The 25,694-nt window shown below is 69.3% G+C and carries 28 protein-coding genes; 11 read left to right on the forward strand and 17 right to left on the reverse strand.

What is annotated here, in order from left to right:
• Positions 1-128: 128 nt before the first annotated feature.
• Positions 129-1,703: an alanine racemase gene (gene alr, locus ODI_RS02940; protein WP_067753871.1), complete on the reverse strand. Its 1,575-nt coding sequence runs from the start codon at positions 1,701-1,703 to the stop codon at positions 129-131.
• A 166-nt stretch (positions 1,704-1,869) separates the two neighbouring features.
• Positions 1,870-2,826 carry a hypothetical protein gene (locus ODI_RS22185; protein WP_157929704.1) on the reverse strand — a complete coding sequence of 319 codons (957 nt, stop codon included), beginning with the start codon at positions 2,824-2,826 and terminating at the stop codon, positions 1,870-1,872.
• A gap of 225 nt (positions 2,827-3,051) precedes the next feature.
• Here ODI_RS22185 and sctC point away from each other — a divergent pair, with 225 nt between their 5' ends.
• On the forward strand, positions 3,052-4,770 hold the full coding sequence (sctC, locus tag ODI_RS02950; protein WP_067753877.1) for a type III secretion system outer membrane ring subunit SctC: 1,719 nt from the start codon (positions 3,052-3,054) through the stop codon (positions 4,768-4,770).
• Positions 4,771-4,823: 53 nt separating this feature from the next.
• Here sctC and ODI_RS02955 read toward each other — a convergent pair whose 3' ends face one another.
• From ODI_RS02955 to ODI_RS03005, 12 genes are all read right to left on the reverse strand, one after another.
• Entirely contained in the window at positions 4,824-5,369 is a 546-nt protein-coding gene (locus tag ODI_RS02955; RefSeq protein ID WP_067753880.1) for a hypothetical protein, read from the reverse strand.
• A gap of 47 nt (positions 5,370-5,416) precedes the next feature.
• On the reverse strand, positions 5,417-5,872 hold the full coding sequence (locus ODI_RS02960; RefSeq protein WP_067753882.1) for a type III secretion system chaperone family protein: 456 nt from the start codon (positions 5,870-5,872) through the stop codon (positions 5,417-5,419).
• 31 nt (positions 5,873-5,903) lie between these two features.
• Complete coding sequence (locus ODI_RS22190) at positions 5,904-6,077, reverse strand: hypothetical protein (protein WP_157929705.1); 174 nt, start codon at positions 6,075-6,077, stop codon at positions 5,904-5,906.
• 110 nt (positions 6,078-6,187) lie between these two features.
• Positions 6,188-6,430: a hypothetical protein gene (locus ODI_RS02965; RefSeq protein WP_067753884.1), complete on the reverse strand. Its 243-nt coding sequence runs from the start codon at positions 6,428-6,430 to the stop codon at positions 6,188-6,190.
• A 51-nt stretch (positions 6,431-6,481) separates the two neighbouring features.
• The gene (locus ODI_RS02970; protein ID WP_067753886.1) at positions 6,482-7,807 is read right to left on the reverse strand and encodes a hypothetical protein; all 1,326 of its coding nucleotides are present in this window, start codon (positions 7,805-7,807) and stop codon (positions 6,482-6,484) included.
• A 98-nt stretch (positions 7,808-7,905) separates the two neighbouring features.
• A complete protein-coding gene (locus ODI_RS02975) occupies positions 7,906-8,868 on the reverse strand; it encodes a hypothetical protein (RefSeq protein WP_067753888.1) in 963 nt (320 codons plus the stop codon).
• Complete coding sequence (locus ODI_RS02980) at positions 8,865-9,128, reverse strand: EscS/YscS/HrcS family type III secretion system export apparatus protein (RefSeq protein WP_067753891.1); 264 nt, start codon at positions 9,126-9,128, stop codon at positions 8,865-8,867. The genes ODI_RS02975 and ODI_RS02980 overlap by 4 nt, the downstream gene beginning before the upstream one ends.
• 6 nt (positions 9,129-9,134) lie before the next feature.
• A complete protein-coding gene (gene sctR / locus ODI_RS02985; RefSeq protein WP_067753894.1) occupies positions 9,135-9,788 on the reverse strand; it encodes a type III secretion system export apparatus subunit SctR in 654 nt (217 codons plus the stop codon).
• Entirely contained in the window at positions 9,785-10,921 is a 1,137-nt protein-coding gene (locus tag ODI_RS02990; protein ID WP_067753897.1) for a FliM/FliN family flagellar motor switch protein, read from the reverse strand. Before ODI_RS02990 ends, sctR begins: the two co-directional genes overlap by 4 nt.
• Positions 10,915-11,502 carry a type III secretion system protein SctP gene (sctP, locus tag ODI_RS02995; protein WP_067753900.1) on the reverse strand — a complete coding sequence of 196 codons (588 nt, stop codon included), beginning with the start codon at positions 11,500-11,502 and terminating at the stop codon, positions 10,915-10,917. The genes ODI_RS02990 and sctP overlap by 7 nt, the downstream gene beginning before the upstream one ends.
• 5 nt (positions 11,503-11,507) lie before the next feature.
• Positions 11,508-13,577, reverse strand: coding sequence for a type III secretion system export apparatus subunit SctV (gene sctV / locus ODI_RS03000; protein WP_098020821.1), 2,070 nt, complete (start codon positions 13,575-13,577; stop codon positions 11,508-11,510).
• Complete coding sequence (locus ODI_RS03005) at positions 13,574-14,665, reverse strand: EscU/YscU/HrcU family type III secretion system export apparatus switch protein (protein ID WP_067753903.1); 1,092 nt, start codon at positions 14,663-14,665, stop codon at positions 13,574-13,576. The genes sctV and ODI_RS03005 overlap by 4 nt, the downstream gene beginning before the upstream one ends.
• 231 nt (positions 14,666-14,896) lie before the next feature.
• Between ODI_RS03005 and ODI_RS03010 the strand changes: the two genes are divergently transcribed.
• The 9 genes from ODI_RS03010 (at position 14,897) to ODI_RS03050 (ending at position 22,504) form a co-directional block, all read left to right on the forward strand.
• Positions 14,897-15,478: an HrpB1 family type III secretion system apparatus protein gene (locus tag ODI_RS03010; RefSeq protein WP_067753906.1), complete on the forward strand. Its 582-nt coding sequence runs from the start codon at positions 14,897-14,899 to the stop codon at positions 15,476-15,478.
• A 10-nt stretch (positions 15,479-15,488) separates the two neighbouring features.
• Entirely contained in the window at positions 15,489-15,869 is a 381-nt protein-coding gene (locus tag ODI_RS03015; RefSeq protein ID WP_067753909.1) for a hypothetical protein, read from the forward strand.
• Positions 15,866-16,669 (forward strand): type III secretion system inner membrane ring lipoprotein SctJ, encoded by an 804-nt coding sequence (gene sctJ, locus ODI_RS03020; RefSeq protein WP_067753912.1) that lies wholly within the window; start codon positions 15,866-15,868, stop codon positions 16,667-16,669. Before ODI_RS03015 ends, sctJ begins: the two co-directional genes overlap by 4 nt.
• A gap of 4 nt (positions 16,670-16,673) precedes the next feature.
• Positions 16,674-17,342 carry a type III secretion protein HrpB4 gene (locus ODI_RS03025; RefSeq protein WP_067753915.1) on the forward strand — a complete coding sequence of 223 codons (669 nt, stop codon included), beginning with the start codon at positions 16,674-16,676 and terminating at the stop codon, positions 17,340-17,342.
• Complete coding sequence (sctL, locus tag ODI_RS03030) at positions 17,339-18,043, forward strand: type III secretion system stator protein SctL (protein WP_067753918.1); 705 nt, start codon at positions 17,339-17,341, stop codon at positions 18,041-18,043. Before ODI_RS03025 ends, sctL begins: the two co-directional genes overlap by 4 nt.
• Positions 18,040-19,419 carry a type III secretion system ATPase SctN gene (gene sctN, locus ODI_RS03035; protein WP_082985311.1) on the forward strand — a complete coding sequence of 460 codons (1,380 nt, stop codon included), beginning with the start codon at positions 18,040-18,042 and terminating at the stop codon, positions 19,417-19,419. Before sctL ends, sctN begins: the two co-directional genes overlap by 4 nt.
• Before the next feature lie 4 nt (positions 19,420-19,423).
• Positions 19,424-19,933, forward strand: coding sequence for a hypothetical protein (locus ODI_RS03040; protein ID WP_157929706.1), 510 nt, complete (start codon positions 19,424-19,426; stop codon positions 19,931-19,933).
• 14 nt (positions 19,934-19,947) lie between these two features.
• Positions 19,948-20,793 carry a type III secretion system export apparatus subunit SctT gene (gene sctT / locus ODI_RS03045; protein WP_067753924.1) on the forward strand — a complete coding sequence of 282 codons (846 nt, stop codon included), beginning with the start codon at positions 19,948-19,950 and terminating at the stop codon, positions 20,791-20,793.
• Positions 20,794-21,073: 280 nt separating this feature from the next.
• The gene (locus tag ODI_RS03050) at positions 21,074-22,504 is read left to right on the forward strand and encodes a helix-turn-helix transcriptional regulator (protein WP_067753927.1); all 1,431 of its coding nucleotides are present in this window, start codon (positions 21,074-21,076) and stop codon (positions 22,502-22,504) included.
• On the opposite strand, the gene ODI_RS03055 is transcribed toward ODI_RS03050, so the two are convergent.
• Both ODI_RS03055 and ODI_RS03060 read right to left on the reverse strand, forming a co-directional pair.
• Entirely contained in the window at positions 22,485-23,801 is a 1,317-nt protein-coding gene (locus ODI_RS03055; protein WP_067753930.1) for a cytochrome P450, read from the reverse strand. The two genes, ODI_RS03050 and ODI_RS03055, sit on opposite strands and share 20 nt — an antisense overlap.
• Positions 23,798-24,277, reverse strand: a complete 480-nt coding sequence (locus tag ODI_RS03060; protein ID WP_067753987.1) for a lytic transglycosylase domain-containing protein — start codon at positions 24,275-24,277, stop codon at positions 23,798-23,800. Before ODI_RS03060 ends, ODI_RS03055 begins: the two co-directional genes overlap by 4 nt.
• A gap of 195 nt (positions 24,278-24,472) precedes the next feature.
• Here ODI_RS03060 and ODI_RS03065 point away from each other — a divergent pair, with 195 nt between their 5' ends.
• Entirely contained in the window at positions 24,473-25,039 is a 567-nt protein-coding gene (locus ODI_RS03065; RefSeq protein ID WP_067753933.1) for a GNAT family N-acetyltransferase, read from the forward strand.
• 1 nt (position 25,040) lies between these two features.
• On the opposite strand, the gene ODI_RS03070 is transcribed toward ODI_RS03065, so the two are convergent.
• Positions 25,041-25,694 (reverse strand): RNA polymerase sigma factor, encoded by a 654-nt coding sequence (locus ODI_RS03070; protein WP_197707132.1) that lies wholly within the window; start codon positions 25,692-25,694, stop codon positions 25,041-25,043.

A 25,694-nucleotide genomic window follows, 5' to 3' on the forward strand; every position in this document is an offset into this window, starting at 1 on the left:
GGCGATAGCCGGCCAGGCAGTCGGGAAGGGTGGCGCTTGTCGGGCGCCACCCTTTTTTTGCCTTGGGACGGCCCGCCGAAAAAAAACCTCTCCCCGAAGGGAGAGGCCAAGGTGTGGCGTGGGCGGTATCAGGCCTGGTCGGTATAGGTCTTGCGGACGCGGGAGGTGATCTTGGTCTGCAACTCCGACGCGTTGGTGCCTTCGCTGTCCCCGAAGTGATCAGGCGTGATGCCCTGGCCGCTCGCCTCGTGCGGACCGATCACGGTGACGCGTGCACCTTCGTGGTGGAACGCCTTCGGAACCGCGCTCAAGTCGATGGTCGACATGTCCATCGACGTGGCGCCCACGAACGGGGCGCGGTAGCGGCCCTCCACCAGCACGAAGGCCTCCGGTTGCCCGGCGTCGGCGGGTGCGTTGCCGTGGGCGCGGCGAGGCAGGCCGTCCGCATATCCCAGGGGGATGGTCGCCACGGGCATGTCCTGGTGGGCCGTGAACCTGAGGCCGTAGCCCGTGCCTTCCCCCGCCTTCAGCTGGTGTATTTTCGACAGGCTGGTCACCAGCGTGATCGTGGGAAGCAGCGGGTTCGTATCCGCTTCGAACGGCGCCTGGCCATGGAAGGTCCCGCCCATGCGGACCATGTCCTTGTGGAAGGCAGGTTCCAGGAAGACGGTGGACGATGCGCCGATGGAGTGCTTGGCTTGCGGGAAATGCTGGCAAAGCGTCTCGAAACGTGCGAGCTGGGCCTGGCTGGTTTCTCCCGCCTGCCGCGTGGCGTCGTTGCCTTCGCCGGGACGCGGCGCAGCCTCACCTGCCTTCGCCAGGTGAGTCATGATGTGGGTGACTTCCAGGCCCGCATACCTTTCCTGCTCCAGGCTGCCGGCGGCGTCCGGGCCCGCCGTGCCGCTCAACTGGGCGATCATCGTTTCGGCTTCGGCCTCGGTCATGCCCGCGCGGTTCATGCCGGTGTCGAACTGGAGGATGCAAGGCAGCTTGCCGGTCGGCGAGTTCGCCGCGTGGTCGCTCCAGCGCTTGGCTTGCGCAGGTGAGTTCAGGACGGGAGAGATGTCGTATTCGACCAGCACGCGCGGTTCCACATGAGCCAGCAGGCCGTCCAGGACGTGGATCTTCACCGTGTCGGCCAGCGGATGGTCTTCGTCGCGCAGCTCGCTGCGCAACTTGATGGCTTCCGTGGTGCGCGCCACGAAGAACGTGCGGCATCCCTCCTGCATGAGCGCCTTGGCGACCGTCGTGGCGCCCAGGCCATAGGCGTCGGCCTTGATGACGGCAGCGGCTTCCACGTGCGCGCCCAGCTTGTCGGCGCCTTTACGGTAGTTCTTCCGGATATTGCCGAGATTGACTTCCAGCGTGGCGGCGAAGGATGCCTCGATGCGAGGCTCGTTCAGCGCGGTCATGATCTTCGCGTAGATGGGACTGTCCTTTGCCCAGAACTTCGCGCGTGCCAGATTGGCGCGGGCAAAGACAGGAGGCTTGGACGTACCCGCGCTTTCGGCGACCGGCAGCGGCTTGCCCAGGGGGCGGTTGGGCTGCGCTCCCTTGGCCGCGCGTCCTTTCAGCAGGCCGAGATGCTGGCTGCTGCTGGGTGCGCTGGCAACGACGGGAGGCGGGGGCGGCGGTGCCGCGGACGAGGATGCGATGGCAGGCTGAGGGGTGGACGAACTGCCCACGGAGGGGGATGGGACCATGAGAAACCTCGGAGAAGACAGGGGTGGTAGGAATGGACGGTCGTTGTCGCGGCGTGTCCGGACAGGCCTTGCAACGTCCCGGAACCATCCTCCCACCTTGCGCGGCCTGCGCACGCTGCAGACCCGAAAGCGCGCTAGCCCGCGCGAAGACAGCGGCGCGCCGCCATCAACGCGGCGGCCGCGCCGCGCTTTCGATGCCGCTGGCCAGGCTCTTGACGATGTCGATGACCGCGCCCAGCAGGGCCTGGTAGATCTGCATCTTGGCGAACGTGACCTGGTGGTGCCGCATCTTTTCCGATTCGGTCATGTTGCTGGTGTCGACGTTCTCGCTGGCTTCCAGGGAAGACAGCTGGTTCAGCAACTGCTCGATGGATGGCGGGCGGGTGTCGTGGCGGCCCATGCCGGGGCGCGCGCCCGTGTCCGCGTCCGGCATGTGCGGCGGGCGCGACGAGTACGGCCGAGGCGGGGTCCCCGGCTCGGGTGGGGCGGGCGCGGCGTGGGTGCCGTCGTCCACCCTTGCATCTGTCCTGTTGCGGGGGCGTGCCGGCATCGAGTTCGAGCGGCGCGGTGGCGGCGGGACGAAGGAAGTTTCCGTCCTGGCGTCAGGCACGGGCGCGTGCCCGTGCATGCTGGGTGACGGCGCCCGGTCGGCGCCCAGCCGCTGGGGCCGCCCGCCTTCCCGATCCTCGATTTCCTCCATGGTCGGGAAGCGTCGCGAGAAGGACGCCGTATCGGCGTCGTGTTCCAGGCGGGGCGGCGGTTCGAAGGGGGGCACGGGTTGCCAGTGGGGCGGCAGTTCCAGGCGGGGCGGCGGTTCCATCGAGGGCAGCCGGGCGCGCATGCGGGTCGGCGAGGGCGCGCGCGAGGACCGGGCCGTGGGAAGGGGCGAGGCAGGATCGGGATCGCGCCCCCCGTTGCGATCGGGCCGGGGTGAATGTTGATCGTGACGGGCCTGGCGCAAGGCCTCCAATCCGTCCAGCCCCGTCGGCGAAGGCGGGCGCGTCGAGGGCCGGCCGCGCGCAGGGACCTCGACGGGGCCTGCCGGCGTGGCTGGCGCGCGTTCGCCGAAGTCTGGTTGGCGAATATCGAGCGCGGAGGGGGAGAGCGGACGGGAGGAGGGCACGTGGCGGTTTCCGTGGCGATGTTCCCATGATGGAGAAGTCCCGCGCGCACCTGTCGCGAATTGCGAAGCCAATGCGCCGCATGCGAAGCCGCGTCCGATCCCGCCGCGCCAGCCGCCATCCCCGGGCATACAGTACGCACACGTCGATCACGGCGACTCGGGCTTCGTGCCCTGGCCCCGCCGATGCCCGCCCTTCCGCAGCCCCGATCTTTCCCGCAGGATGACATGAACATCGTGAAACGGCTCATTTTCCTTGCCCTGCTCGTCTGCAGCCTGGGCGCCCACGCGGCGCCCGTGCGCTGGGTCAGCAACCGCGTCGACTACACCACCAACGGCCAGGACGTGAAGGAAGTCCTGCGCGACCTGGCGGCCAGCCAGGGCATCACGGCGCGCATCTCCAAGGATGTCAGCGGCACCGTGCGCGGCGAATTCCACATGCCGCCCCAGCGTTTCCTGGAGACGCTGGCCTCGACTTTCGGCTTCGTCTGGTACTACGACGGCAGCATCCTGCATGTCGTGCCGCCCGATGACGTCAAGAGCACGCTGGTGCGCTTGAATCACGCCACCATGCGTGACCTGCGCGACGTGCTGACTTCGACGGGCGTGCTGGATACCCGGTTCCGGATCACCTACGACAGCCGGCAGAAGACCGTCATCGTCACCGGCCCGCAGGCCTACGTGAGCCTCGTGCAATCGGTGGCGGAGCGGCTGGACGAAGAGGCGCGGCACCGCAGCGGCACGGTCATCCGCGTGTACCCGCTCAAGCATGCCTGGGCCATGGACCGAACCGTCGCGCTGGGCGGCTCCTCGGTCTTCCTGCCCGGGGTGGCCAAGGTCCTGAGCGGCATGTTCCACCCCGACGAGGGCGGCGGCAAGACCATTCCCCGGGGCGACGCGATGGGAGACATCAGCAATCTGCGGCCCATGAACAATGCCGTGGGCATGCCCGGCAACGGTCCCTTGCCTGGCCTGGCCGGCAACATGCCGAACTCGGTGCTGGGCGGCCTGGCGGGCACGCCGTCGCCGGCGCTGGAGAACATCGCGGGCGCGCGCGGCACCGCGCCGCCTTTGCCTGGCGGCAGCCAGGACCTGCCCGTGATCCGTCCGGACCAGCGCACCAATTCCGTGCTGGTGCGCGACACGCCGGACCGCATGTATCAGTACGCCGAGCTGATCGAGCGTCTGGACGTCAAGCCCAGGCTGATCGAGATCGAAGCCCATATCATCGACATCGAGGAAGGCGCGCTGCGGCAGCTGGGCGTGGACTGGCGCATCCATAGCAGCCGCTTCGACTTCCAGACGGGAACGGGCGGCGCGCAGAATGCCTTCGATGGCCGGGTGGCGCCCAATTTCGGCACGGTCATCCTGCCCGGCGGCGGCGCCGTGGCGGCCGCGCCCGTCGGGGCGTCGATCTCGGCCGTCGTGGGTGACGCGGGCCGCTACATCATGACGCGGATCTCGGCGCTGCAGCAGGACAATCGCGCCAGCATCCAGGCCAGCCCGAAAGTGACCACCCTGGACAACCTCGAGGCGCGGATGGACAACAACCAGCAGTTCTTCGTGCGCGTGGCCGGATTCGCGGCCAGCAACCTGTTCACCGTGACGACCGGCGTGTCCCTGAATGTCCTGCCGATGGTGGTGCAGGACACCGAGCGGGTGCAGGTCAAGATGGATGTGGTCATCCAGGATGGCAGGATCACCGGCCAGTCGGTGGACAACATCCCGGTGATCACCTCGACCAACATCACCACCTCGGCCTTCATCAACGAGGGGCAGTCCTTGCTGATCGCGGGCTACAAGGTGAACCAGACCGAAGAGGGGGAGACGGGCGTACCTTTCCTGTCCCATATTCCGCTCATCGGCGCCTTGTTCCGCCACAAGACCAATACCAGCGCGCAGCGCGAACGGCTGTTCCTGCTTACGCCACGGGTCATCAACCTCTGACGCGGGCGATGCCGGCCAGGCCGCGGACGGCCCGGCCGGCATCGCCCCCGGTGTCATTCCTCGGCTTTCTGGCGCAAGGCGGTGACGTAATCCGTGATGTCCCGGCACTGCGCCTTGTCGATGATCTCGGCGCGCTCGAACTCGATGGCCGATTCCAGGATGGCGTCAGTCCGGTCGAGCACGTCGCCCAGTTCGACTTGCGACACGCCTTTCTCGACCAGCCGGGTCAACACTTCCAGGCGTTCGGCGAGATGGCTGGCATGCCCATTGGTCGAGCCCAGGAGCTGGACCAGCGCGGGTTCCAGCGCATCGAGCCGAGCCTGCGCCGTGGCAGCCGGGCGGCTGGAGGCAAGGATGGCGGAGGGGGGGGGGGCAAGGGGCAGCCTGCCGGGCACGGCGGGCAGCGAGACGCGCCTCTCGGTATTGGGCTCGGCCTGCTGCGCCTTGGGCGCGGGCTTGGCCTTCAGCGGGGCAAGCGCGCCGTCGGCGGGGACGGGGCGATCTGCCCCGGGCCGGCTGGCAAGGGCATCGGGCCGGCCGGCGGGGTCTTCCTGTCCCGCGGCTTGGGCCGTGTTCGGGCTAGTGATGCGGCTGCGCATCGCAAAGACTCAATTTCAAGATGTCCCCCACCATTGCCTGCCAGAAATCAGGCTTTTAACCATTTATAGTCGCCACTTACGATTCCCGCAAACATTTCGTCGCTGGCTTCGATGATGTTCTTGCGCCAGTATCGGCCGTGCTCGGCATAGTGTTCCATCGTCTCGACCAGCACTTCGCCGCTGAGCTCGTGTGTCAGGCCCAGACGCAGGATCAGCACCGTTCCACCGGTGTCCGAATCGAGTCCCAACTGTGCCTGGTCCTGGGCGTAGATCAGCAGATTGGCTTCCAGCATCAAGCGGAACAGCGCCAGCGTGCGGCCGGCGGTGACGGTGCCGTAGTGGAAATTGACATACATCGCGGCCGGGTCCGCTTCGAAATACTCGAAGCGGACCTCGAAGCCCTCGATGTCGAGCGCACGCGTCTTGAGCAGCGGGTCGGGAGAGGGAAGGTCGACGCACTCGGCCAGGTCGCGCAGCACCGCCTCGAACTGGCCAATGTCCACCTGCCTTCCCCGTCCCGCCGCTGGACGCGGATCAGGTCTTCTGCGCTGAACGCTCGGCGTCGGACGCGCCAGTCTTGGCGATATCCAGAACGGCCTGCGTCAGGGACATGGTGACCTGCATTTCCGCCATCGCGGTCATGGCGGGAATCATCGCGCTCATGATGCCGCCGGCTGCGCCGGTCGCGGCGCCTGCTGCTGCTGCCATAGTTAGACCTCACTGAAAAGGAAGGGTGAAGGGAAAAGGCCTCTGGCGATTGACCAGAGGAGGATGCTCGGCGACGCCGAGGCGCCGCCGGGACATGCTGGCCGGGCGGTCTAGGACTGGGCCAGGTCGGCGAGACGGCTCGCTCCCCGGCGGGACGCCTGGAGGCCGCGGTACACCGTGCGCAAGGCCTGTCGGCGTGCGGCGTCGTCGGTGGCGCGCAGGGCGTCGTCGACTTTCTCGGCGCTGGCGGCAAGGGCCTGGTCGATGGCGGCGATCTGGCTGGCCAGGCCGGGCGCGTCGTAGTGGGCGCTGGCCTGCATGGCGCGGGAGGCAGACTGGATATCGTCGAACATGGCGGATGACCTCTATCAGGATGGGCGCGTGGAAGGTGGGCGCTGGCCGGCTCAGGGCGCGCCCGACATGCTGGGCAGGCCGACGTAGCGGCCGTCCTCGGGAAAGGGCGGACGGGGCGGAACATAGGTGGCGCGGGCCTTGCGGCGGGTGGGCTTGGCGGCCGCCGGGGCGGCGGCAGGCCTGGCCTCGGCTTGCCGCGGCGGGGCGGCGGCTTGGGCCGCCGTGGCGGCCGCGACCGCTGGGGGAATGTCCGCGTCCGGCGACAGGACGTGGATGGCCGGCGTTGCGGCGGCGGCGGGCGCCGCAGGCGGCGGACTGGCGGGCGTGCCGAGCGACGGGCTGGCGGGCGCGTCGGGCTGCCCGGCGGTCTCCGCCGGCGAGGTGGCGGAGAACACGTGGCGGGTGCCGTCAGGCGTACGCGCCACGCGCAGGTTGTCGGTGGCGAAGACGTTCACATAGGCCAGTGCGGGAGCCCTGTCGGGTTTTTGCGTGATGTCGGTGGTGATGCGGACCTCGGGGTTGCCCAGCTCGCCGCGCGCGCGGGTCAGGGCGTCCTCGAAGGCAGGCAGCGAGGCCACCTTGCCGGCAAGATGGAAGCGGCCCTCGCCGGTGTAGCTGACCTTGATATCGTGCTGGGCCAGCATCTGGCGCAGCGCCTGCGCGTCGCCGCCAGCATCCCGGTAGCGCCGTTCCGCCTCCGTCGCGCCCAGCGTGCGCAGCACGTCGCGCACGCGCGCATCGGCGGCGAGGTTAGGCACGTAGCCATGCACCTGGAGCCGGCCCGCCTGCGTGCGCACGTGCAGGTCAGTCCAGCCCTGGTGATCGAATTCGGCTTGCAGCCGCGTGGCCAGCAACTGCCTGGCCTTGGCATCCTGCGCCGGCGGCACGGCAAGGGCGTGGCCGGTTTCGGACATCAGCAACAACGCGCACACCGCCGCCAGCCCGCAAGCCAGCGCGCCCACGCCTACCAGCGCGGGCGTGCGCCAGCGGGATGGCGTGCGCCGCGCACTGGCGGGGCCGGCGCCGTACAGGGCCTGCAGCAAGGTGACGTCCGGCGGCCAGGGTTCGTCATCGGGGCCGATGCAGAAGACGACTTCGCCGTGACGCTGCGCGGCGTAGTCCGGCAGTGGCCGCGCCGGGTCGTCGCCGGCCGGCGGGAGCGCCAGGCTGTCCGCCGCGTCCCCGGCGTCCCCCGCGTCACTGACGGCGTGGGCGAGCACCGGTCCCTCCTGCGGGACGATCAGCATGACGTCCGCTTCCGTCCAGTCCGAGATCAGGATGTCGGACTGGCTGTCGCGGCCCACGCGCACCCGTCCCACGCCCAGGACGACGGAGACGCCTGCGTGGATGCCGGTCAGTACGCGTAATCGTTTCATCGTGCTCCGCCTTGTGGCATCTCGTGCCGCCATCCTAGCGGCGGAAGGGAAAGGGCTGGCTCGCAATGCGAAGCGAGCGATCCGGGAACGAAGGCACCTCAGCGCTCCTTCGGAGGCAGGCGAGCCAGGCGCTGGTTGCGCACGCGCGTGCGCGTCTCCCGCAACTGCGTGGGTGTGCGCGGGCGCAAGCCGCTGATCATGAGCAGCGGCAACAGGGCATATGGCCTGCCGGCTCCGCCATCCGGCGCGGGCGCATGGTCGCGCAGCGCCGGCAGAAAGGCTTGCAGCAAGGCGCCTTGTTTCACCTCCAGCCGTTCGCCGTGGCGAGCCCAGGCTGCCAGCAGGTCTTCCTGGCAGGCCAGCGCCGCGTCGACGCAGGAGCGGGAAGCGCCCGCGCTGTCGATGGCGTGCAGCAAGGCGCGGGCCCAGGCATCGGCCATCATGGGGAGCGCGGTCAGCGCATCGCGATGGTGCGCCCACAGGAACTGCTGCAGGTCGCCAGCCTGCCGCAGGGGCGCGGCGGCGCGCGCACGGCCCACGGCGATCGTGCGGCGGCGACCGGCGCCCGTTGCCGGCTCGGCGCCTGCGCCCTCCCGCCGTTCGTCCGCGTCGTCCTGGTGGCCGGCCTGCTGCCGGGCATTGCGTTCACCGACGGCCAGCGGCGCCCTCCCACCCGTATCGGCGGCGGGCGGCGGGGCGTCGCGCCAAGCCGCCAGGTCTTGCGGGCGGGGTGTTTCCGGTGGCGTGGCGCCAGGTTCCGACGGCGCCGCGGACGGGACGGGCGGCGGCGCTTGCGTGTCGCCGGCCCCAGCGGCTTGCGCGCGCCTGGCCGACAGCCGGGCCAGCAGTTCCCGGCGGCGCGTGCGCCTGTCGTCCGCCACGGTGGCGTGGGGAATGCCATGCTGCGCGTCACGGATGAGCAGGTCGTCGTGCAGGCGCATCGCCTGCCTGCGGCGCGCCAGCAGCCGCAACTGCGTGCGCCGGCCTTGCGTCTGCCGCAGCTGCGCGTGCTCCGGGGCGAAGGAGGCGGCCGCCTGTCCTGCGGCGATGCGACGGCTCACGACGGCACGACCCGCATGAGCAGGTTCTCGGCGAAGCGGAGGATGGCGATGCCGCCCGCCGCGGCGCCGAGCGCGATGGTCACCGTCACCACCAGCAGTTTGATCAGGTGGGCAAGCATGGCTTCCTGCATCGCGGTGATGCCTTGCACGAACGCGACCAGCAGGCCCGTGACGGCCGACACCAGCACGACGGGTAGCGAGACGTAAAGGCAAAGCAGCAGGCCTTCGGTGGTGATGCTGATCAGGTTTTCGACTTCCATGGGCGTTCACCGGTAGGTCATGACCAGGCCATGCATCAGCGTGGACCAGCCGTCCATGAGGACGAAGAGCAGGAGCTTGAACGGTATGGCGACGTTGACGGGCTGGACCTGGTTCAGCCCCATCGCCAGGAGGATGTTGGCGATGACCAGGTCGACCACGAGGAAGGCGATGTACAGTACGAAGCCGATGCGGAAGGCGTCCGTCATCTCGGACAGCGTGAAGGAGGGCGCCAGCACGATCAGGTCGTTCTCGTTCAGCTTGGCGGCCATGTCCTCGGGCCATACGCTGCGGGCGGCATGCAGGAAGAACTGCTTTTCGCGCTGGGGCGTGTGCTTGATGAGGAATTCCCTGAACGGCTCGCGCGCCGCGCCCAGCACGTCGATGGTGAGCTGGGTCGGGTTCGTTTCCCGGCCGTTGTTCTGTTGCAGGACTTCCATCGCCTTGCTGCCGATGGGGGCCATGACGTAGATGGAGACGAGGATGGCGATGCCGTTGAGCACCATGTTCGGCGGCACCTGCTGCACGCCCATGGCATTGCGCAGAAGCCCCAGGACCACCACGATCTTGGCGTAGGAAGTGACCACCATCGCGACGAAGGGAAGCAGGCTGATCGCGATGACGGCCAGCATCAGGCCAGTCAGGTCTCCAAGCTGGGTCATGGGCGCTCCGTCGCGCGGATGCGCACGCCCAGGTGATCGCCTACGCACACCAGTTCACCCGTGGCGACCTGCTGGCCGAAGACGGTCAGCCGGACCCGCGCGTCGCGCACCGTGGCGGGCAGGGTCAGGACCTGGCCCGGCTGCAGGGCCGCCACGTCGGCCGCAGCCAGGGCCATGGCCGCCACCTCGATCTGTAGCGGCAGCTCCACTTCGTCCAGCGGCACGGCGCTGTCGGATGCATCCGGATCGGGCAAGTCCTCGTTCAGTTCCTGGGTCATGCGGGGGGCCTCCTGGAGGGTGAGTTGGGCGCCGTCGACCCGCACCGCGGCTTGCAGAAAGCGCCGGGTGCGCGGCGTGGCCGCGCCGACCCAGCGCAGCGTGGCATTGAACGGGGCGTGCGCGGCGATATCACGCGCAGGCTCGGGATCGATCACGTGCAGCAGGATGTCGCCGGAGCGCAAGGCGCTCAGTGTCCGGATGCGTTGCGCCTGGCGGCCCAGGACGAGCCATGCCGGCAGGCATAGCCGGGAGGTCTCCAGCCCGGTCGGGCCCCGGCAGGCGGCGATACGCTCCGCGACCGCGTCCAGCCAGCCGGCGGGCGGGGTGGGGAACCAGGCCTCCAGCGGCCTGCCCTCGCCCTGTCTCAGCGCCAGCCGCCACAACGTGCAGGCCGGCAGGGCCGGGGCCGTGCCTGACACGGCCAGCACATCGAGGGCAGGCAGGCCCAGGGTGCGCAGGAATGCCAGCAGCGGTGACAACAGTTGCGAGGCGATGGCGCGGCCCAGTGCGGCGTGGGCGTCGGCATCGCCCTGCCGGCGCGGCGTCGCCAGGCTGCTTAGCGCAGGCATCGTCGCGTCATCCAGCCCCAGCCAGCCCGCGTCGTTGGCGTGGCCCAGCAGGACCCAGACGCGAGGCCGGGCGCCCGGGGCAGGGGACGACAATTCCAGGCGCGTGTTCTCCAGCGCCGGCAGCGTGCGCAGCAAGGCCGCCAGGCGCCTGTCATGCGTCAGCTTGAGGAGGCGGGCGTCATCCGGTGCGTGGCGGGGCAGGCTGCCCGCCAGGGGGGACCAGGCGGGCGGCCCGCCAGCAGCAGGCGCCTCGGGGCGTGACGTGTCAGTCGCGTGCGCTACCACACCGTGATCTCCAGGTCGTGCACCATGGCGTGTTGCCGCAACAGGGCAGTGAGGTTGGTTTCGAGCGTGTCCACATGGCGCAACACTAGCGCCCGCGTGTCGGCCTCCCGGGTTTCGAAGCGAAGGGCGAGCCTGAGAAACGAAAGGTCCATCTGCAGGACGCAGCCGGGCAGCAGCACCGGGTCCAGCGTGACGCGCAGCATCCAGTCTCCCCGGCTGGCCACCGCGGGGTCGGCGCAGAACCCCGCCACGTGCCCGGCGATGGCCGAGCAGAGCGCCGTCGCCTGGGCCTGGTCGCACGCCAGGGATTGCACGGGGTCGTTGCCTGCGCTGTGCTGAAGAAACCAGTCCGTGTGCGGCTGGGCGGGCAGGTGCTGCGCCGGCGCGGGCAGCGGCGGCACGACGACGGCCGGCGACGGCGCGGCGAGCGGATCCTCCTGGTCGCCGGGGGGCAGCGGGCCGGGCAGGCGCGCCCGCCGCAGCAGCCGTGCGAAATCGAAGGCCTGGGACGGCCGTGCCGGCCGGCCGCCGGTCTCGTCCGGCGTGTCGGCGGCGCGCGAGGCGGGACGCAGGACGCGCATGGCGATTACATGCCGACGCGGCCCAGCGGCCGCAGTTCCACCAGGCCGCCGAGTTCCTGGTAGGAATAAACCGGCAGCCAGTTCAGCCGCACCTCGATCATGCGCCGCACATACCTGCGGATATCCATGGACGCCACCAGCGCCGCGCCCGCCACGCGTCCGCTCGCGTCCGGCTCCGACAGCGCGACGATGCGCTGCACGATCACGTCGATCTCTTCCGGTGGCAAGGCAAGGAAGTTGCCAGTGGGAGTCTGCTTGATGGATTGCCGGATGTACTGCTCCAGTTCCGCCTCCAGCAGCACCGCGGGCAGGGCGCTGCCGCCCGCGGTGGCGCGCCACGCGATATAGCGCGCCATGTCGCAGCGCACATACTCCGTGAGCATCAGCAGGTCCTTTTCCTTCGGGCCCCAGATGACCAGGCTTTCCATGATGCCGCGCGCATTGCGGATGGACACTTCCTCTTCGAGCAGGCGGCGCAGCACCTCGGCGATGCGTTGCACCGACAGCGATTTCTGGACCTCGGTCACCAGGCCGGGATAGTCCACGTTGAGCTGGTCCAGCACCCATTGCGTTTCCTGGATGCCGACGAAGATGGAGGCCGACTTGCGCAGCACGCCGATGGTCTCGTTGGCGATCACCTCTTCCACGGACCAGGCCTGGGGTACGTCGGCCGCCTCCCTGGCGGACAGCCACCAGGTCTTCTCGAAGCCGCCGGCCGCGCCGCGCGCCTCGCAACGCGCGGCTAGCGTCGCATCGTCCTCGGCCTGTGGCACCAGCAGCTTGCCGGGCGGCAAGGCCACGGTGGCGACGGGCACGTCCTGGAGCAGCACCTGGTAGCCGTGGTCGCTGACGGTATCGCTGTGCCACATGGTGATGCCCGGGAAGGGCAGGCCCAGTGCTTCCTGCAGGGCGACGCGGCGGCGCTCGAATGCGGCGTCCAGGCGTTCGCGCGATAGGCCGCGGGCCAGCGCTGGCGAGAGCTTGACGCCGACGGCGCAGGTGAACTGGGGCGCCTGCGCGCGTATCCGTGCGTCTTCCTGCTTGGCGCCGGCCCGTTGCAACGGGGATCCGCCGGCGGGCGGCTCGCTCCCCGAGGCGCCACTGCGCGCCGCGCGGAAACTGGCCACGCCCAGCAGGCCGCCCAGCAGCAGGAACAGCGGCCAGGGAAAGCCCGGCATCGCGGCGAAGCTGCCTACCAGCACCGCGGCGAACCCCAGCGCGCGAGGGTCTCCCAGGATCTGGCGCACGATGTCCTCGCCCAGCGAGCTGTTGCCCTTCTGCGTGGACTGCGTGTCATCGGACACCCGCGTGATCATGATGCCCGCCGCCACCGAGATGATCAGCGACGGGATCTGCGACACCATGGCGTCGCCGATGGACAGCACCGCGAAATGAGAGGCCGATTGCGACGTGCTCATTCCGTGGTACAGCACGCCCACCGCGATGCCGGCGATGATGGTGACCGCCGTGATGAGCAGCCCGGCGATCGCATCGCCCTTCACGAACTTCATGGCGCCGTCCATGCCGCCATGCAGGGCGCTTTCCAGGGAAAGGTGGGCGCGCTTGCGCCGTGCCTCCTCCGGCGTCAGGATGCCGGCGCGCAGGTCCGCGTCGATGCTCATCTGCTTGCCGGGCAGGCCGTCCAGGGTGAAACGGGCGCCCACCTCCGCCACGCGCTCGGAGCCCTTGGCGATCACGATGAACTGCACGATGGTGATGATGGCGAAGACCACCAGCCCCACGACCAGGTTGCCCCCCACCACGAGGTTGCCGAAGCTCTCGATGATGTCGCCCGCTTCCGCGTGGAGCAGGATGGACTTCGTCGAGGCGATGTTCAGAGACAGGCGATACAGGGTGGTGAAGAGCAGCAGGGTCGGGAAGGCAGTCAGCGATGTCAGTCCGCGCGCGTACATCGTGGTCATCAACAGCGTGATGCTGACGCAGATGTTGATCGACACCAGGATGTCGATCATCGTGGGCGACAGGGGCAGGATCATCAGCATCACGACCGCCGCCAGCAGAATGGCGATGCCGGCTTCGCCGCCGGTGGGGAGCTTGAACGTCTTGATCATCATGGATCGCTGGCCTGCTGCGGGAGGGTGGAGGATTGTTCGAGGTGCGCGGTGGCAAGCACCCAACGCAGCACGGCCGCGACGGCCTCGAACAGCGGTTCGGGTATGTAGGCGCCCGGCCCGGCCTGGTACAGCGCGCGCGCCAGGGGCGGGTTGGCGACGATGGGAACATCCTCGCGCCGCGCGAGTTCGCGCAGCACGGCCGCCTGCTCGTCCATGCCGGTGGCCAGGATCTGAGGGACGGGGCACTCCTGCGGGTGGTATCGCAACGCCACCGCGTAGTGCGTGGGGTTGGTGACGAGCACCGAGGCCTGGCGCATGGCGGCCTTCGGGGAAGGCTCGGGGCCGTCCGCGCTGCTGCGCTGCAGCTTGCGGCGTTCACCCTTGATGATCGGATCGCCCTCGTCGTTCTTGTGTTCGCGCTTGACCTCGTCCTTGGACATGCGCTGGCTGCGCAGGAACACCATGCGCTGCAGGAACCAGTCGATGAGGCCGATCACCAGGTAGACGCCCAGCCAGAACTGCAACAGGCGCATGCAGGCCTGCCAGGCCAGATGCGCAAGCTCCCTGACGGGCTGGTATGCGGCGGCCAGCGCAATGGGCAGCAGCCAGGCCAGCACCAGTCCTCCTATCCAAAGGAAGATCAAGGCCTTGACGATGGACTTGGCCAGGTCCAGCAGCGCCCGCAAGGAAAACAGCCGCTTGAAGCCGGCGACGGGGTTCACGTTCTCCAGCCTCGGCGTGACGGGCTTGAGCGTGGGATGGAATCCGACCTGCAGGGCAAGCGCCAGCAGCGCCGCGCCGGCCGCCGCGGCAACGACCGCAAGGGAGGCGATGAGCGCCGAGCGCAGGATGCGCCACAGCGCGGAGAGCAGTGCGGTGTCGTCGTGGTCGCCGTCCACGAAGGCCAGGCCTTCCGCCAGGATGTCATTGAAATGGCCGGCCAGCCACGAGGTGGCGCTGATCATCAGGACGACCACCGCCAGCAGCGACATGCTGTCGACGATGTCCTGGCTCTTGAGCGCGGCGCCCTGCAATCGCGCGTCGCGCAGTTTCTTCTCTGTCGGGCTTTCGGTTTTCTCTTCGCTCATGGCAGGGCTTCCACCCGCAGGCAGGCGGGTCCCGGCACCATAGCCACGCCGCCGCGACGCGCGTGGCGGAAAAGCGAACCGCCAGCCCGGCCGGCGAAGGCCCAGGCGGCGCTGCGGCCCGCCCGAGGCTGGGCTTCGCTTCCCGGACGATCGCTTCGCATTGCCGTCCATCGGCGCCTGGCGGGCAGGCATACGATGCCAGCACTTCATTGACATCCATGAGAGGGCTCCATGACGCAGACAGCGGAAATCCAGTGCGGCGACGATGCGTTCGCCGGCCTGGTCGCCTTGTTCAACGCGGTGGTATTCAGGAAGTTTCCCGAAGCGACCATCGAACCGGACGACATGGAAGAGATGGTGGATATGCTGCAGACCCTGCGTCCCGGGCTGCGCGAGCTGGCCATGCTGCGTGGCATGGTGGCCGTGACGCGCAGGGACTGGCAGGGCGCCAGCGCGATCTTCACGGACCTGCGCGACCGCGGGCTGTGTTCGCCCAGCAGCGACGCCATGGCCGTGTTCTGCATGGGCCTGCTGGGCGACGCCGACTGGCGTGCCGCCGCCGACGCCTTGCTGGCCGGGCAGCGCGTCACCGACTCCCATCGCCTGCTGGTGCAGGCGCTGGTGGCGCGCCAGGACCTGGAGCGGGCGGCGCGCGAAGCCAGCGTGAAGGGTGTCTATGACGAGCCTGATTCGGTGCGCGAGTTGATCGAGCAGAACCAGCGCAGCCAGGAGGCAGCCTTGACCGATATGGGCGCCGCTGCATCGGCGCCTGCGGCAACCATCGCGCCCGCGGGTGCGTATCTACGGGTTTGAGGGGGACGCCATGCAGATCGATGCCGTGCAGTTGAAAGAGGCGGTGCAGGCGGTGACCAATGTCGATCCTGGCGCCGTCAGCCAGGATGCGGCCCAGCGCTTCGCCGAACTCATGCAGACAGGGCCGCTTGCGCCGCCGCAGGCGGCCGGGGCGCAGCAGACCAATCCGATCGCGGCCATCGCGCACGCGCAGGATGCGGCCATCCATCGCGTGGCGAACGATGCGGTCTGGCTCGGCAACAATCTGTCCAGCCTGGCGCCCGACAAGATGTTCGCGGCCGCGATGCTGGTTCAGGTCGAGACCGCCAGCCTGACCGTGGACATGCAGGCCAAGATGGCCACGATCACCGCGTCCAAGGACGCCTTGTCCACGCTCATGAAAAACCAATGATGACGCCCGCCCTCCTGCGGCGCGCGCGCGCCTGCGTCCTGGCACCCGCGTGCGTGCTGTTGCTGGCTGCGTGTTCGGACCAGACGCTTTACAGCAACCTGAGCGAGCGGGACTCCAACGAAGTGGTGGCGGCGCTGCTTGAGGCCGGCATCCCGGCGCGTAAGGAAAGCCCGGACGGCGGCAAGAGCTGGAGCGCGGTGGTCAAGCGCGACGCCATGGTGCAGGCCATGGAAGTGCTGCGCGTGCGCGGCCTGCCGGAGCGCAGCTACGACAACCTGGGCGAGCTCTTCAAGAAGGACGGTTTCGTGTCCACGCCGGTGCAGGAGCGCGTGCGCTTCATCTACGGCAGCGAACAGCAGCTTTCCGAGACCTTGTCGCGGATCGACGGCGTGATCCTGGCACGCGTGCACATCGTGCTGCCCAATAACGATCCGCTTGCCACGTCGGTGCGGCCGTCCTCGGCGTCGGTCTTCATCAAGTACCGTTCCGACGCCAACCTGGACGCGCTCACGCCCCAGATCAAGAACATGGTGGTGCACAGCGTCGAGGGGCTGTCGTATGACCAGGTCAGCCTGACACTGGTGCAGGCCGACCCGCTGGTCATGCCGGCGCAGGCGCGCGCCAGCGAGCCGGACCGGAATCTGCTGGTGGGCGCGGCGTTGGGACTCTTCCTGCTGGGGGCCTCGGCAATTGCGCTGGCATTGCGGCGCCACGCCGCCGGCTGGCCCGAGGCGCTGGGTGGCCTGTTCGGCCGCTCTCGCCGCGAGGGCAAGGCCGTGGCGGCCAACGCCAACGAGTAAGCCCATGGTCGAACCCATTCCCATTGGCGCGGGCGACCGCCACCGGGTGCAGGCCCGGCAGGTGGCGCGCCGCCTGCTTTCCCACCAGCGCCACAGGCGCCAGGTGGACACGTGGCTGCATGACTCGCGCCAGGACGTAGGCATGCAGGTGCTGCGCGGCGCGTCCGGCGGCGTCACGGCGGAACAGGCGGAACGCTGGTTGTCCGCCGCCGGGTTGCCCATGCCCGCGCTGGATGCATTCCTGCGAGGAGGACAGGCGCTGTACGGCCTGTCCGTCGGCAACATGGTCCGGCTCGCCCGCCTGCGCGCGCTGCATGCCCATGCGGCCGAACTGCGCCATTGGATCGACACGCCGCGCCGCGCGTTGCTGGCGTCGTGGCTGGGTCCGCGGGCAGGCGAGTGGGTGTCGGGCATCCTGGCCCACGCATCGCCTGCCAGTGTCGAGTCCGGCGGCGCGTTGTCGCGCTGTTGCGCCGACTCGCTGGCTTGGCAAGGGTATTGCCTGCTGCTTCGCGACGGCGTGGTGTTCGACCAGGGGCCTTGTGGCCTCATTCCGCTGGCGCTCGATGCGGCCTGCGCCGTGGGCGTGCCGGCGGTGTGCGATTGGGCCGACACGCGCGGCAGCCTGTTGGTGGCGCAACTGGCCGTCAGGCACGAGGAGATGCTGGCATGATGGTCTGGCTGCGCGCGCCCGGCGAAGGGGAACTGGCCATCGGTCTGGCGGACGCGGTCATTCCCGCGCATGCGCAAGGCCGTCTGATGTCGCTCGATGAAGCCTGGGTGGCGACTCACCAGGCCTGCGAGGCGCGGATGGCCGAGGCGCAGGCGCGGGCGAAGGCCTGCCTGGGCGAGGCGGAAATCGCGGCGGCGTCCCTGCTGGCCGATGCGCAGGCCGCCTACGAGACGGCGGCCTTGCGTGGCGCGGAACAGGGACGCGTGGATGCCCTGGCGCAATGGTGGGAAGAGGCCGATGCCGCGCTTGCCTTGCGGCATGCCGCCCAGCTTGCTTCGCGCGACGAGGTGGCGGCGATCGTGGTGGAGGCGGTCAGCCGTATCGTGCGCGTGCATGCCCCCGGCGATCTCTTCGCGCGGGCGGTCCAGACCGTGGAGGGGATCATCGGCGAGCATGCGGCGATCGTGGTGCAGGTGCACCCCGAGGACCAGGCGGCCGCCAGCGAAGCATTCGCGCAGCTGGCCGAGCGCTGGCGGGCCGCGGGCAAGCCCATGTCCGTGACGGTGGAAGCCGATGCGGGCCTGGCCGCCGGCGCCTGCGTCTGCCAGACCGAGGTGGGCACCGTGGACGCCAGCCTGGACGTCCAGTTGCGTGCGCTCGCGGCCGTGTTGCAGCGATCGCTGGACAAGCAGGAAGGATGACCCAGCCGCCGCCTGCCTCCTCGCCCCTGCCCTTGGGCGAACCTCCGCGCCAGGCCTGGACGGAGCTGATCGGATCGATCGGCCGCGCGCTGCATGAACGCCCGCTGACGGCCTGCACCGGCAAGGTGCAGGAGGTGGTGGGCACGCTGATACGTGCCGTTGGGGTGGACGCGCAGATCGGCGAGCTGTGCGAGCTGCGTCGTGCCGATGGCTCGTTGTTGCAGCGGGCCGAGGTGGTGGGATTCGCCCGCGAGTCGGCCTTGCTCTCGCCTTTCGGACCGGTCGATGGCCTGTCCCGCTCGACCCAGGTGCACGCGCTGGGGCGGGCCCTGTCCATCCAGGTCGGTGAAGGCCTCGTGGGCCGCGTGGTCGATAGCCTGGGCGAGCCGCTGGATGGCCGTGGCGCCATTACCGGCCGAGCCTGGCGTTCGGCCTTCGGCGAACCGCCCAATCCCATGGCGCGTCCACTGATGGATACGGCGCTGGAGACGGGTGTGCGCGCCGTCGACGGGCTGCTGACCTTGGGCATCGGCCAGCGTATCGGCATTTTCGCGCCTGCCGGCGCGGGCAAGAGCACCCTGCTTGGCATGCTCGCGCGCGGCGCGCGCTGCGACATCAACGTCATCGCCCTGATCGGCGAACGAGGCCGCGAGGTGCGCGAGTTCATCAGCCAGACCCTGGGCGAGGAAGGCATGGCCAGGTCCGTGGTCGTCTGCGCCACGTCGGACCGCTCCGCCATCGAGCGGGCGAAGGCGGCCCACATCGCCACGGCCATCGCCGAGGACTTCAGGGATCAGGGCAAGCATGTGCTGCTGATGATGGACTCCCTTACCCGCTACGCGCGTGCGCAGCGCGAGATCGGCCTGGCAGCGGGCGAGCCGCCGACCCGCCGCGGCTTTCCGCCTTCGACCTTCGCCGAGCTGCCGCGCCTGCTGGAGCGCACGGGCTTGAATGAAAAGGGGGCGATCACCGCCGTCTATACCGTGCTGGCCGAGGACGAGAGCGGTGACGACCCGGTGGCCGAGGAAGTGCGCGGCCTGCTGGATGGGCACGTCGTGCTGTCGCGCGAGATCGCGGCGCGCAACCATTACCCCGCGATCGACGTGCTGGCAAGCCTGTCGCGCGTCATGCCCCAGGTGGTGGCGCCTTCGCATCAGCGCGCGGCGGGCCGGCTGCGCAGCTTGATGGCCCGGCATCGCGAGGTGGAAACCCTGGTGCAGATTGGCGAGTACCAGGCCGGCAGCGACCCCCTGGCGGACCAGGCCTTGGCGCGACACGGCGCGATCCAGGCATTCCTTGCCCAGCGCACGGACGAGTTCCAGGCCTTCGACGACACGTTCGATGGCCTGGCCCTGCTGGCGGACCTGCCAAGGTGAATGCATGACGAACGACGCGCGCAGGCGGCTGGCGGTCTACCGGATCATGCAGGACAAGGCGCGGCGTGAGCATGACGCCCTGCGCGTGAGCCTGCGCGAGGCGCGGGATCGGGAAGCCGAGCGCGCGCAGGCCCACGACGCCGCGCAGGACGCCCTGACGCATTCGCGCGAGGCGGTGGCCAGTTGCGCGCAGCGGATACAGGCATTGAAGGACCAGCCGGCGTTTTCCGCCGCGCGCATGGTGGTCCTGCTTCGCGAACGCGAGGACCGCGAGGCGCGGCAAGCGGCGGCCGACAAGGAGGTTGCGCGGAGGGCCCGGGCGCGCGACGCCGCGCGCGAGCACGCCGACGAACTGGCCCGGGGCGTCGGACGCTGCCAGGCGCGCATGGACGCCTATGCGCAACGCATCGCCCTGTTGCGCCGCGGCGAGACCCTGCGCGACATGCACAGGCAGGAAGAGCAGGCCGAGGAAAACAGCGCCGCGCGGCGTCGCGCGGGCGGCTTGCAGCGCTAAGGACCGGACGCGCCATGGACATCACCGTGCACGAGATGGGCCGCGAGGCGATCCAGCTGCTCATCATGACCGGACTGTGCAGCATCCGGCTGGCCGTGCTCTTCATCATCTTCCCCCCCACGGCGGGAGACTATCTGCAGGGCCTCGTGCGCAACGGCATCGTGATCGTCTGGAGTTTCTTCATCGCGGTCAGCCAGTCGCCCGACCAGTTGCTGATGCACGGCGCGGTGCTGGTGCTCATTTGCCTGAAAGAGGCGCTCATCGGGCTGGTGCTGGGCTACGCGGCGGGGGCGGTGTTCTGGGTGGCGCAAAGCGTGGGCAGCTATGTGGACGAACTGAACGGCTACAACAATGTCCAGTCATCCAACCCCAGCTACGGCGAACAGACCAGCATCCTGGGGACCCTGCTTGGCCAGTGCGCCATCGTCGTCTTCTGGGGGCTGGGCGGCATGATCGTATTGCTCGGCATCCTGTACGACTCCTATCGCTGGTGGCCGCTGGCGTCGCTGTCGCCGGCGCCAGCGGCCATGCTGGGAGACTTCGTGTTGCGGCAGACGGATTCCATGATGCTGATGCTGGCCAAGATGGCCATGCCATTCATGGTGCTCCTGGTCATCATCGACCTGGCCATCGGCATGGCGGCGCGCGTGGCCGCCAAACTGGAGCTGCAAACGTTGGGGCAGCCCCTGAAAGGCGCTTTTGCGTTGGTCGCGCTGGCGATGCTGGTGGCCACGTTCGTCGATCAGGTGAAAGACCAGATCACCCTGGCGGAATTGCGTGAGCAGATATCCGCTCTCGGTTTGCGCGAGGGGCCGGCGGGCGGTGCCGCCACGCCGCTGCAGGGCAGGGGGGATCGCTGAACCGACCCCGCGCCTTGTATGGAAATGTCACGATGCTGTTACGCCGTAACACTGATCTTCGCAATTGTGAGAGAAGACGTCGGAATGCCCGGTAGTACTTTTTACATTGCGTGGCAATGGCTAGCGGAAAGCGAGGAATAAACGGGGCGTTTTTGAGGTTCTCGTAACGGGTCGGCCCGGCTTCCGGGGCTGGGCGGCTACCAGCCGCCCTGGCTTGCGAGCGGCGCCGCCTGCGATGTGCAGGCGGCGTGGCGGAAGAAATATGTAAGGAGTTGCAGTTATGCACACGCATCTGTATTTCGCCGTGGCGGCACTGACGGCATCCCCCGCCCTGTCTCCCTCCCAGGTCCGCCTGGCGTGGCAGGGCGAGTTCCACGCCCTCGAGCGTCAGCTGGCCGCGCGCATGGACGCGGATGTGCCCGCGGGCCCCGACACGCAGCGGGCTTACGCGGATATGCAGTGGCTGTTCGGCCGCTACGAGGAGGCGGAGCAGCTGCATCGCGATGCGCTCAAGGCGTTGGCCGACGAGCGCGACTACTTCCGCGTGCTGTCATGCCGCAATGCGGCCTGGCAGGCGCTGTTCCTGCAGCGTAACGGCGCGGCGCTGGCCTGCTTTCGCCGTGTCGTGGAAGACGAACGCGCGCAACCCGCCTTGCAACGCGAGGCGTGGCTGGGCTTGGCGCTCGTCATGTTCCAGCTTGGCCAGCTGGAGGCCGCCTGGGACTGCGCCGAGCGCGTCGAGGCCATGGCGGGTGAGGCGGCGGAAGGCGTGTGGCCCGCGCTTGCGGCGGTGCTCCAGCAGGAGCTGCTCGCGCAGGTGCGCTGGCGCGGCGCCGAGGGCCTTGTGGACCACGTGTTCTGGCGCCATCTGGTGACGGAATTGCGGCTGCCGGCCGACCTCGAACCCTCGCTGTCCTCGCCTGTCGACGGCGGCGCGCTTGCCCGCCATGGCGCCTTCCAGCAGCATCTGCGCACCCTGGCGGAGGGCGGCCAGCACGGCCTGGCGGCGTTGCATGACACGGTGCAGTGGGCAGCCGGACTGGGCATGCCCGAGTACGCGCGCTTTCTCAGGCTGGACCTGGCGGTCGCGGCGCTGGCGGGCGGCGCGCCCGATGTCGCGCGCCAGGCGCTGGAGTCGTTCGGGGAACCCGGCGTGAGCATGCCCCGTGGCGGCCATTGGCTGCTGGACTACCTGTTCTGCCAGGCCGAGCTGCCTCGCCGCCAGGGCAGGCGCACTGAGGCGGATGCGCATTACCGGCGTTATTGCCTGCTGGCCATGAAACGCACGCGCGAACAGGCCATGACGATGAACACCCTGGTGCCGCTGCCGGCGGCGAGGCGCGAACAGGTGGCGGCGGCGGACGACATCAGCGCGAGACTCGTGGGGAAGTACCGCAGGGCCTATGCCTATCTGGTCGAGCACCTGGACCAGCCCGACCTGTCCGTCAAGGAGGTCGCGGCGCACATCGGCGTCACGGAGCGTGCCCTGCAACTGGCCATGCGCAGCAGTATCGGCATCAGCCCGACGCAGCTCATCCGGCGGCTGCGGATGGAGCGCATCCACAGCGAACTGCTCAGCGAGGGGTCTTCCAAGAACGTGCTGGCCATCGCCGCCAAATGGGGCGTGCGCCACCGGTCCACGCTGGCCAATGCGTACCGCCGTGAGTTCAACGAGTCTCCCACCGACACCATCATGCGTTCGGCTGCCTGACAGGGGCGGGCGCTTTCGCCGATTCCGCAGGCACCCCCAGCCATAGCCTGTCGTACCCCAGGAAGGTGCCGATCTGCAAGCCGCGCGATGGCCGCGCGAGCGGAGCGAGGCGCGGATAGCGGGAAGTGAGCGCGGCCAGGAGGCCGCCCAGTTGCCGGCGCGCCAGTCCGACGCCCACGCAGCCGTGGGGGCCGGCGCCGAACGTGAGGGTCCGCGCGTGGCGACCGAGGTCCACTTCGTCCGGGTGCTCGAACGCACGGGGGTCGCGGTTGGCTGCCGCCACCATCACCACCACGGGTTCGCCCGCGCGCAGGGGGACGTCTCCCAGGGTGAGGTCATGCGCGGCGTATCGCTGCAAGGCCTGCGCGGCGGGCGCCAGCCTGCCCAGTTCGGCGACGGTGCGGGGAATGCGCGAGGGCTCCTGCGCCATCTGCGTCCACAGGCCGGGGCGCTGGGTGGCCAGCGCCAGCGTATTGCCCAGGCTCAGCATCGAAGTGGTGTAGGCCGCCACGAAAAGCAGGCACAGGTTGCTGGCGCAGCTCGCGTGTTCGGTGCCGTCCGACAGCGCGTGCGTGGCGAGGGCGTGGGGGTCGATGTCCAGGTAGTGCAGCGTCGCCGGGGCTTGCCTGGCCATCAGCGTGGCCAGCGCCTGGATCGCCACGCGGCTGGCTTGCAGCAGCGCCAGCATGGAGGTGGGAGGTAGCGGTGTGCCGCTGATCAGCCTGAGCACCGGCGCCGTCAGGGCAACCAGGCGCGGCGCGTGCTCGGGGGCCAGCCCCATCAGGACGCAAGCCATCCGGGCGGGCAGGTGATGGGCCAGGGACGCGCCTGCGTCGAATGCCGAGGCCGGCAGGGCCGCCACGCAGGTGGCGATGTCCTGGTCCATGAAGGCATGCAGGCGATCCATGCGCTGGGTCTTGAAGAGCGGCGCGAAGTGGCGCCGCAGCGCCGCGTGCGCGTCGCCGTCACGCAGCAGCATGGTGGCCAGGATGGGGGCATAGACCGCGGCCTCCTCGGCGGGCAGTGGCGGCTGGGCGACATAGGCGGGGTCGGACAGCACGGCGCAACCCTGTTCGAAGGACGACACCACCCAGCTGCCATTGGCGTCGCGAAAGAGGGGCCGGTCACGCGTCAGGGCCTTGTAAAGCCGCAGCACGCCATCACGTTCGCGCGCGATCAGGTCGTCCTGGAACAGCGGCGTCAGAATGGCGGCGTCGTCCCGGCGTGGCACGGCCTGGCCGGGCGCAGGTCCCGCAGGCGCGGCCTCGTGTTCGGCAAGCAGCAGGCCGGCGCTCATCGCGCCGCCTGCAGGACGCCCCAGCCGCGCAGCGTGGACACGATGCCCTTGGCATAGCGGTCGCGGTGCACGGGGGTCTGCGAATGATAGGAGCCCACGGCATCCCAGGTGTTGCCGTATCGGTCCATCATGCGGCGCAGGTACCACGCCGCGATGAAGATGCTCTCGCAGGGCTTCATCAGCGTCTCGGCCGAGATGTCGTAGGCACCCAGTTCGCGCAGGTGGATGGAGTTGATCTGCATGATGCCGTAATCGGTCGTGCCATTGTTGTTCCGGTTGATGGCCTTGGGGTTGTGGCGCGACTCCTGCCACGCGATGGCGCGCAGGACCAGCGGATTGACCTGGTGGAACTCCGAGGCGGCGTCAAAGCACTGCTCCAGCTGCGCCTTGCTCCACGCGGCGCCGGGAACCAGGCAGGCCAGTGTCAGGGGCAAGGCGGCGATCCAGGCTTGGCGTGGGAAACGGGGCGTCTTCATGGCGTGACCGGTATCGGGATGATGGAAGCGATGGTAGGGATGGCGGGCCGTGCGCACGCGCACGGGCACGAAGGCATTTGCATGGGGGCGAAATTGCGGCGGGCTCGCCGGCCACACGCGAGGCAGGTTTCGTTTCGCGCAACGCGGGTTCGCCCGCCGGCCCGCGCGTTGCGCGCCGCCTCTTACGATGTGCCCATGTTCCTGCCACCACTGATCATCGAATCCGACAAGGTCGTCGCGCGGCCGCCCACCGAGGCGGACAGCGCGGCGCTCTTTCGCAATCTTTTCGCGGACGAGGACGTGATGCGCTGGCTGGCGTTCCCCCGGCATCGCGACGAGGCGGAAACCCTGGCGGCCATCCAGCGCTACCGCCGGAACTGGCATCTGGGAACGGGCTTCGCCTGGGTGGTGCAGGGCAAGGACAACGGCGACATCAGCGGCGTCATCGAGGTGCAGCCCTACATGCCGCGCGTGGAGATCGGCGTCATCAGCGCCAGCAGTCCGGCGGTGCGTCGCCGCAGCGCCGGACTGCACGTGCTGCGCAAGCTGGTGGACTGGATCGCCGATCACCCCGACGTGCATCGCGTGCACGCCTTCTGCGCGCCGGAAGGGCGGGCAGCCAGCGCCATGGAGCGCCTGGGTTTCCGGCTGGAAGCGCGGCTGGAGAACTGGGAGATCCGCCCCAACGGCGGTGAGGGCCCGCGCGTGGGAGACAGCCTGCTCTATGCGATGACGCGGCGCGAGGGGGCGCCGCGCGCCTAGGTCAGTCCGCCGCGCGCCGGGTGGCGGGCGTCTCCAGGCCGTTCGCGCCCAGCATCCTGTCGATCGCGGCGCGGGCCCGGGCCAGGCGGCTGGTGACGGTGCCGATGGGCAATTGCAGCCGCTGCGCGGCCTCCTTGTAGCCGAAGCCTTCCATGGCGACCAGCCGCAGCACCGCGCGCTGCTGCTCGGGCAGGCGCTCCAGCATCTCCACCGTCTGCCGATACTGCAACTCCGTGTCCGGGCCATGGTCGCATGGCGCAGCCAGTGCGTCGTCCCACGGCGCATGCTCGCCGCCGTGGGTCTGGCGCGCCCGCAACTCGTTCATCCACAGCGAATACATGATGGCGTAGAGCCAGCTGCGCGCGGACGAACCTGGCCGCAACTGATGTCCGCATTCCAGCGCACGCACGCAGGTGCGCTGGACCAGGTCCTCGGCGTCGTGAGGATGGCCTGTCATCCGCAGCGCGAAACGCGACAGGGCGGGGAGCGTCTCCGGCAGCAGGTCATAGATGCTTTCGGCTGTTTCCCAAGGTTCGACGCGGATGTCCTGGGTGCCGGCGCGCATCAGGCCGGCAGCGGCCGGGCTGCCGCCGGCCGTGGCGCCGGCATGCGCGCGTCGACGCGCCAGCGGGGTGGGTTGGCAGGTCTTGCGCAT

The sequence above is a fragment of the Orrella dioscoreae genome, from assembly GCF_900089455.2.
In the GTDB taxonomy this organism is placed as follows: domain Bacteria; phylum Pseudomonadota; class Gammaproteobacteria; order Burkholderiales; family Burkholderiaceae_B; genus Orrella; species Orrella dioscoreae.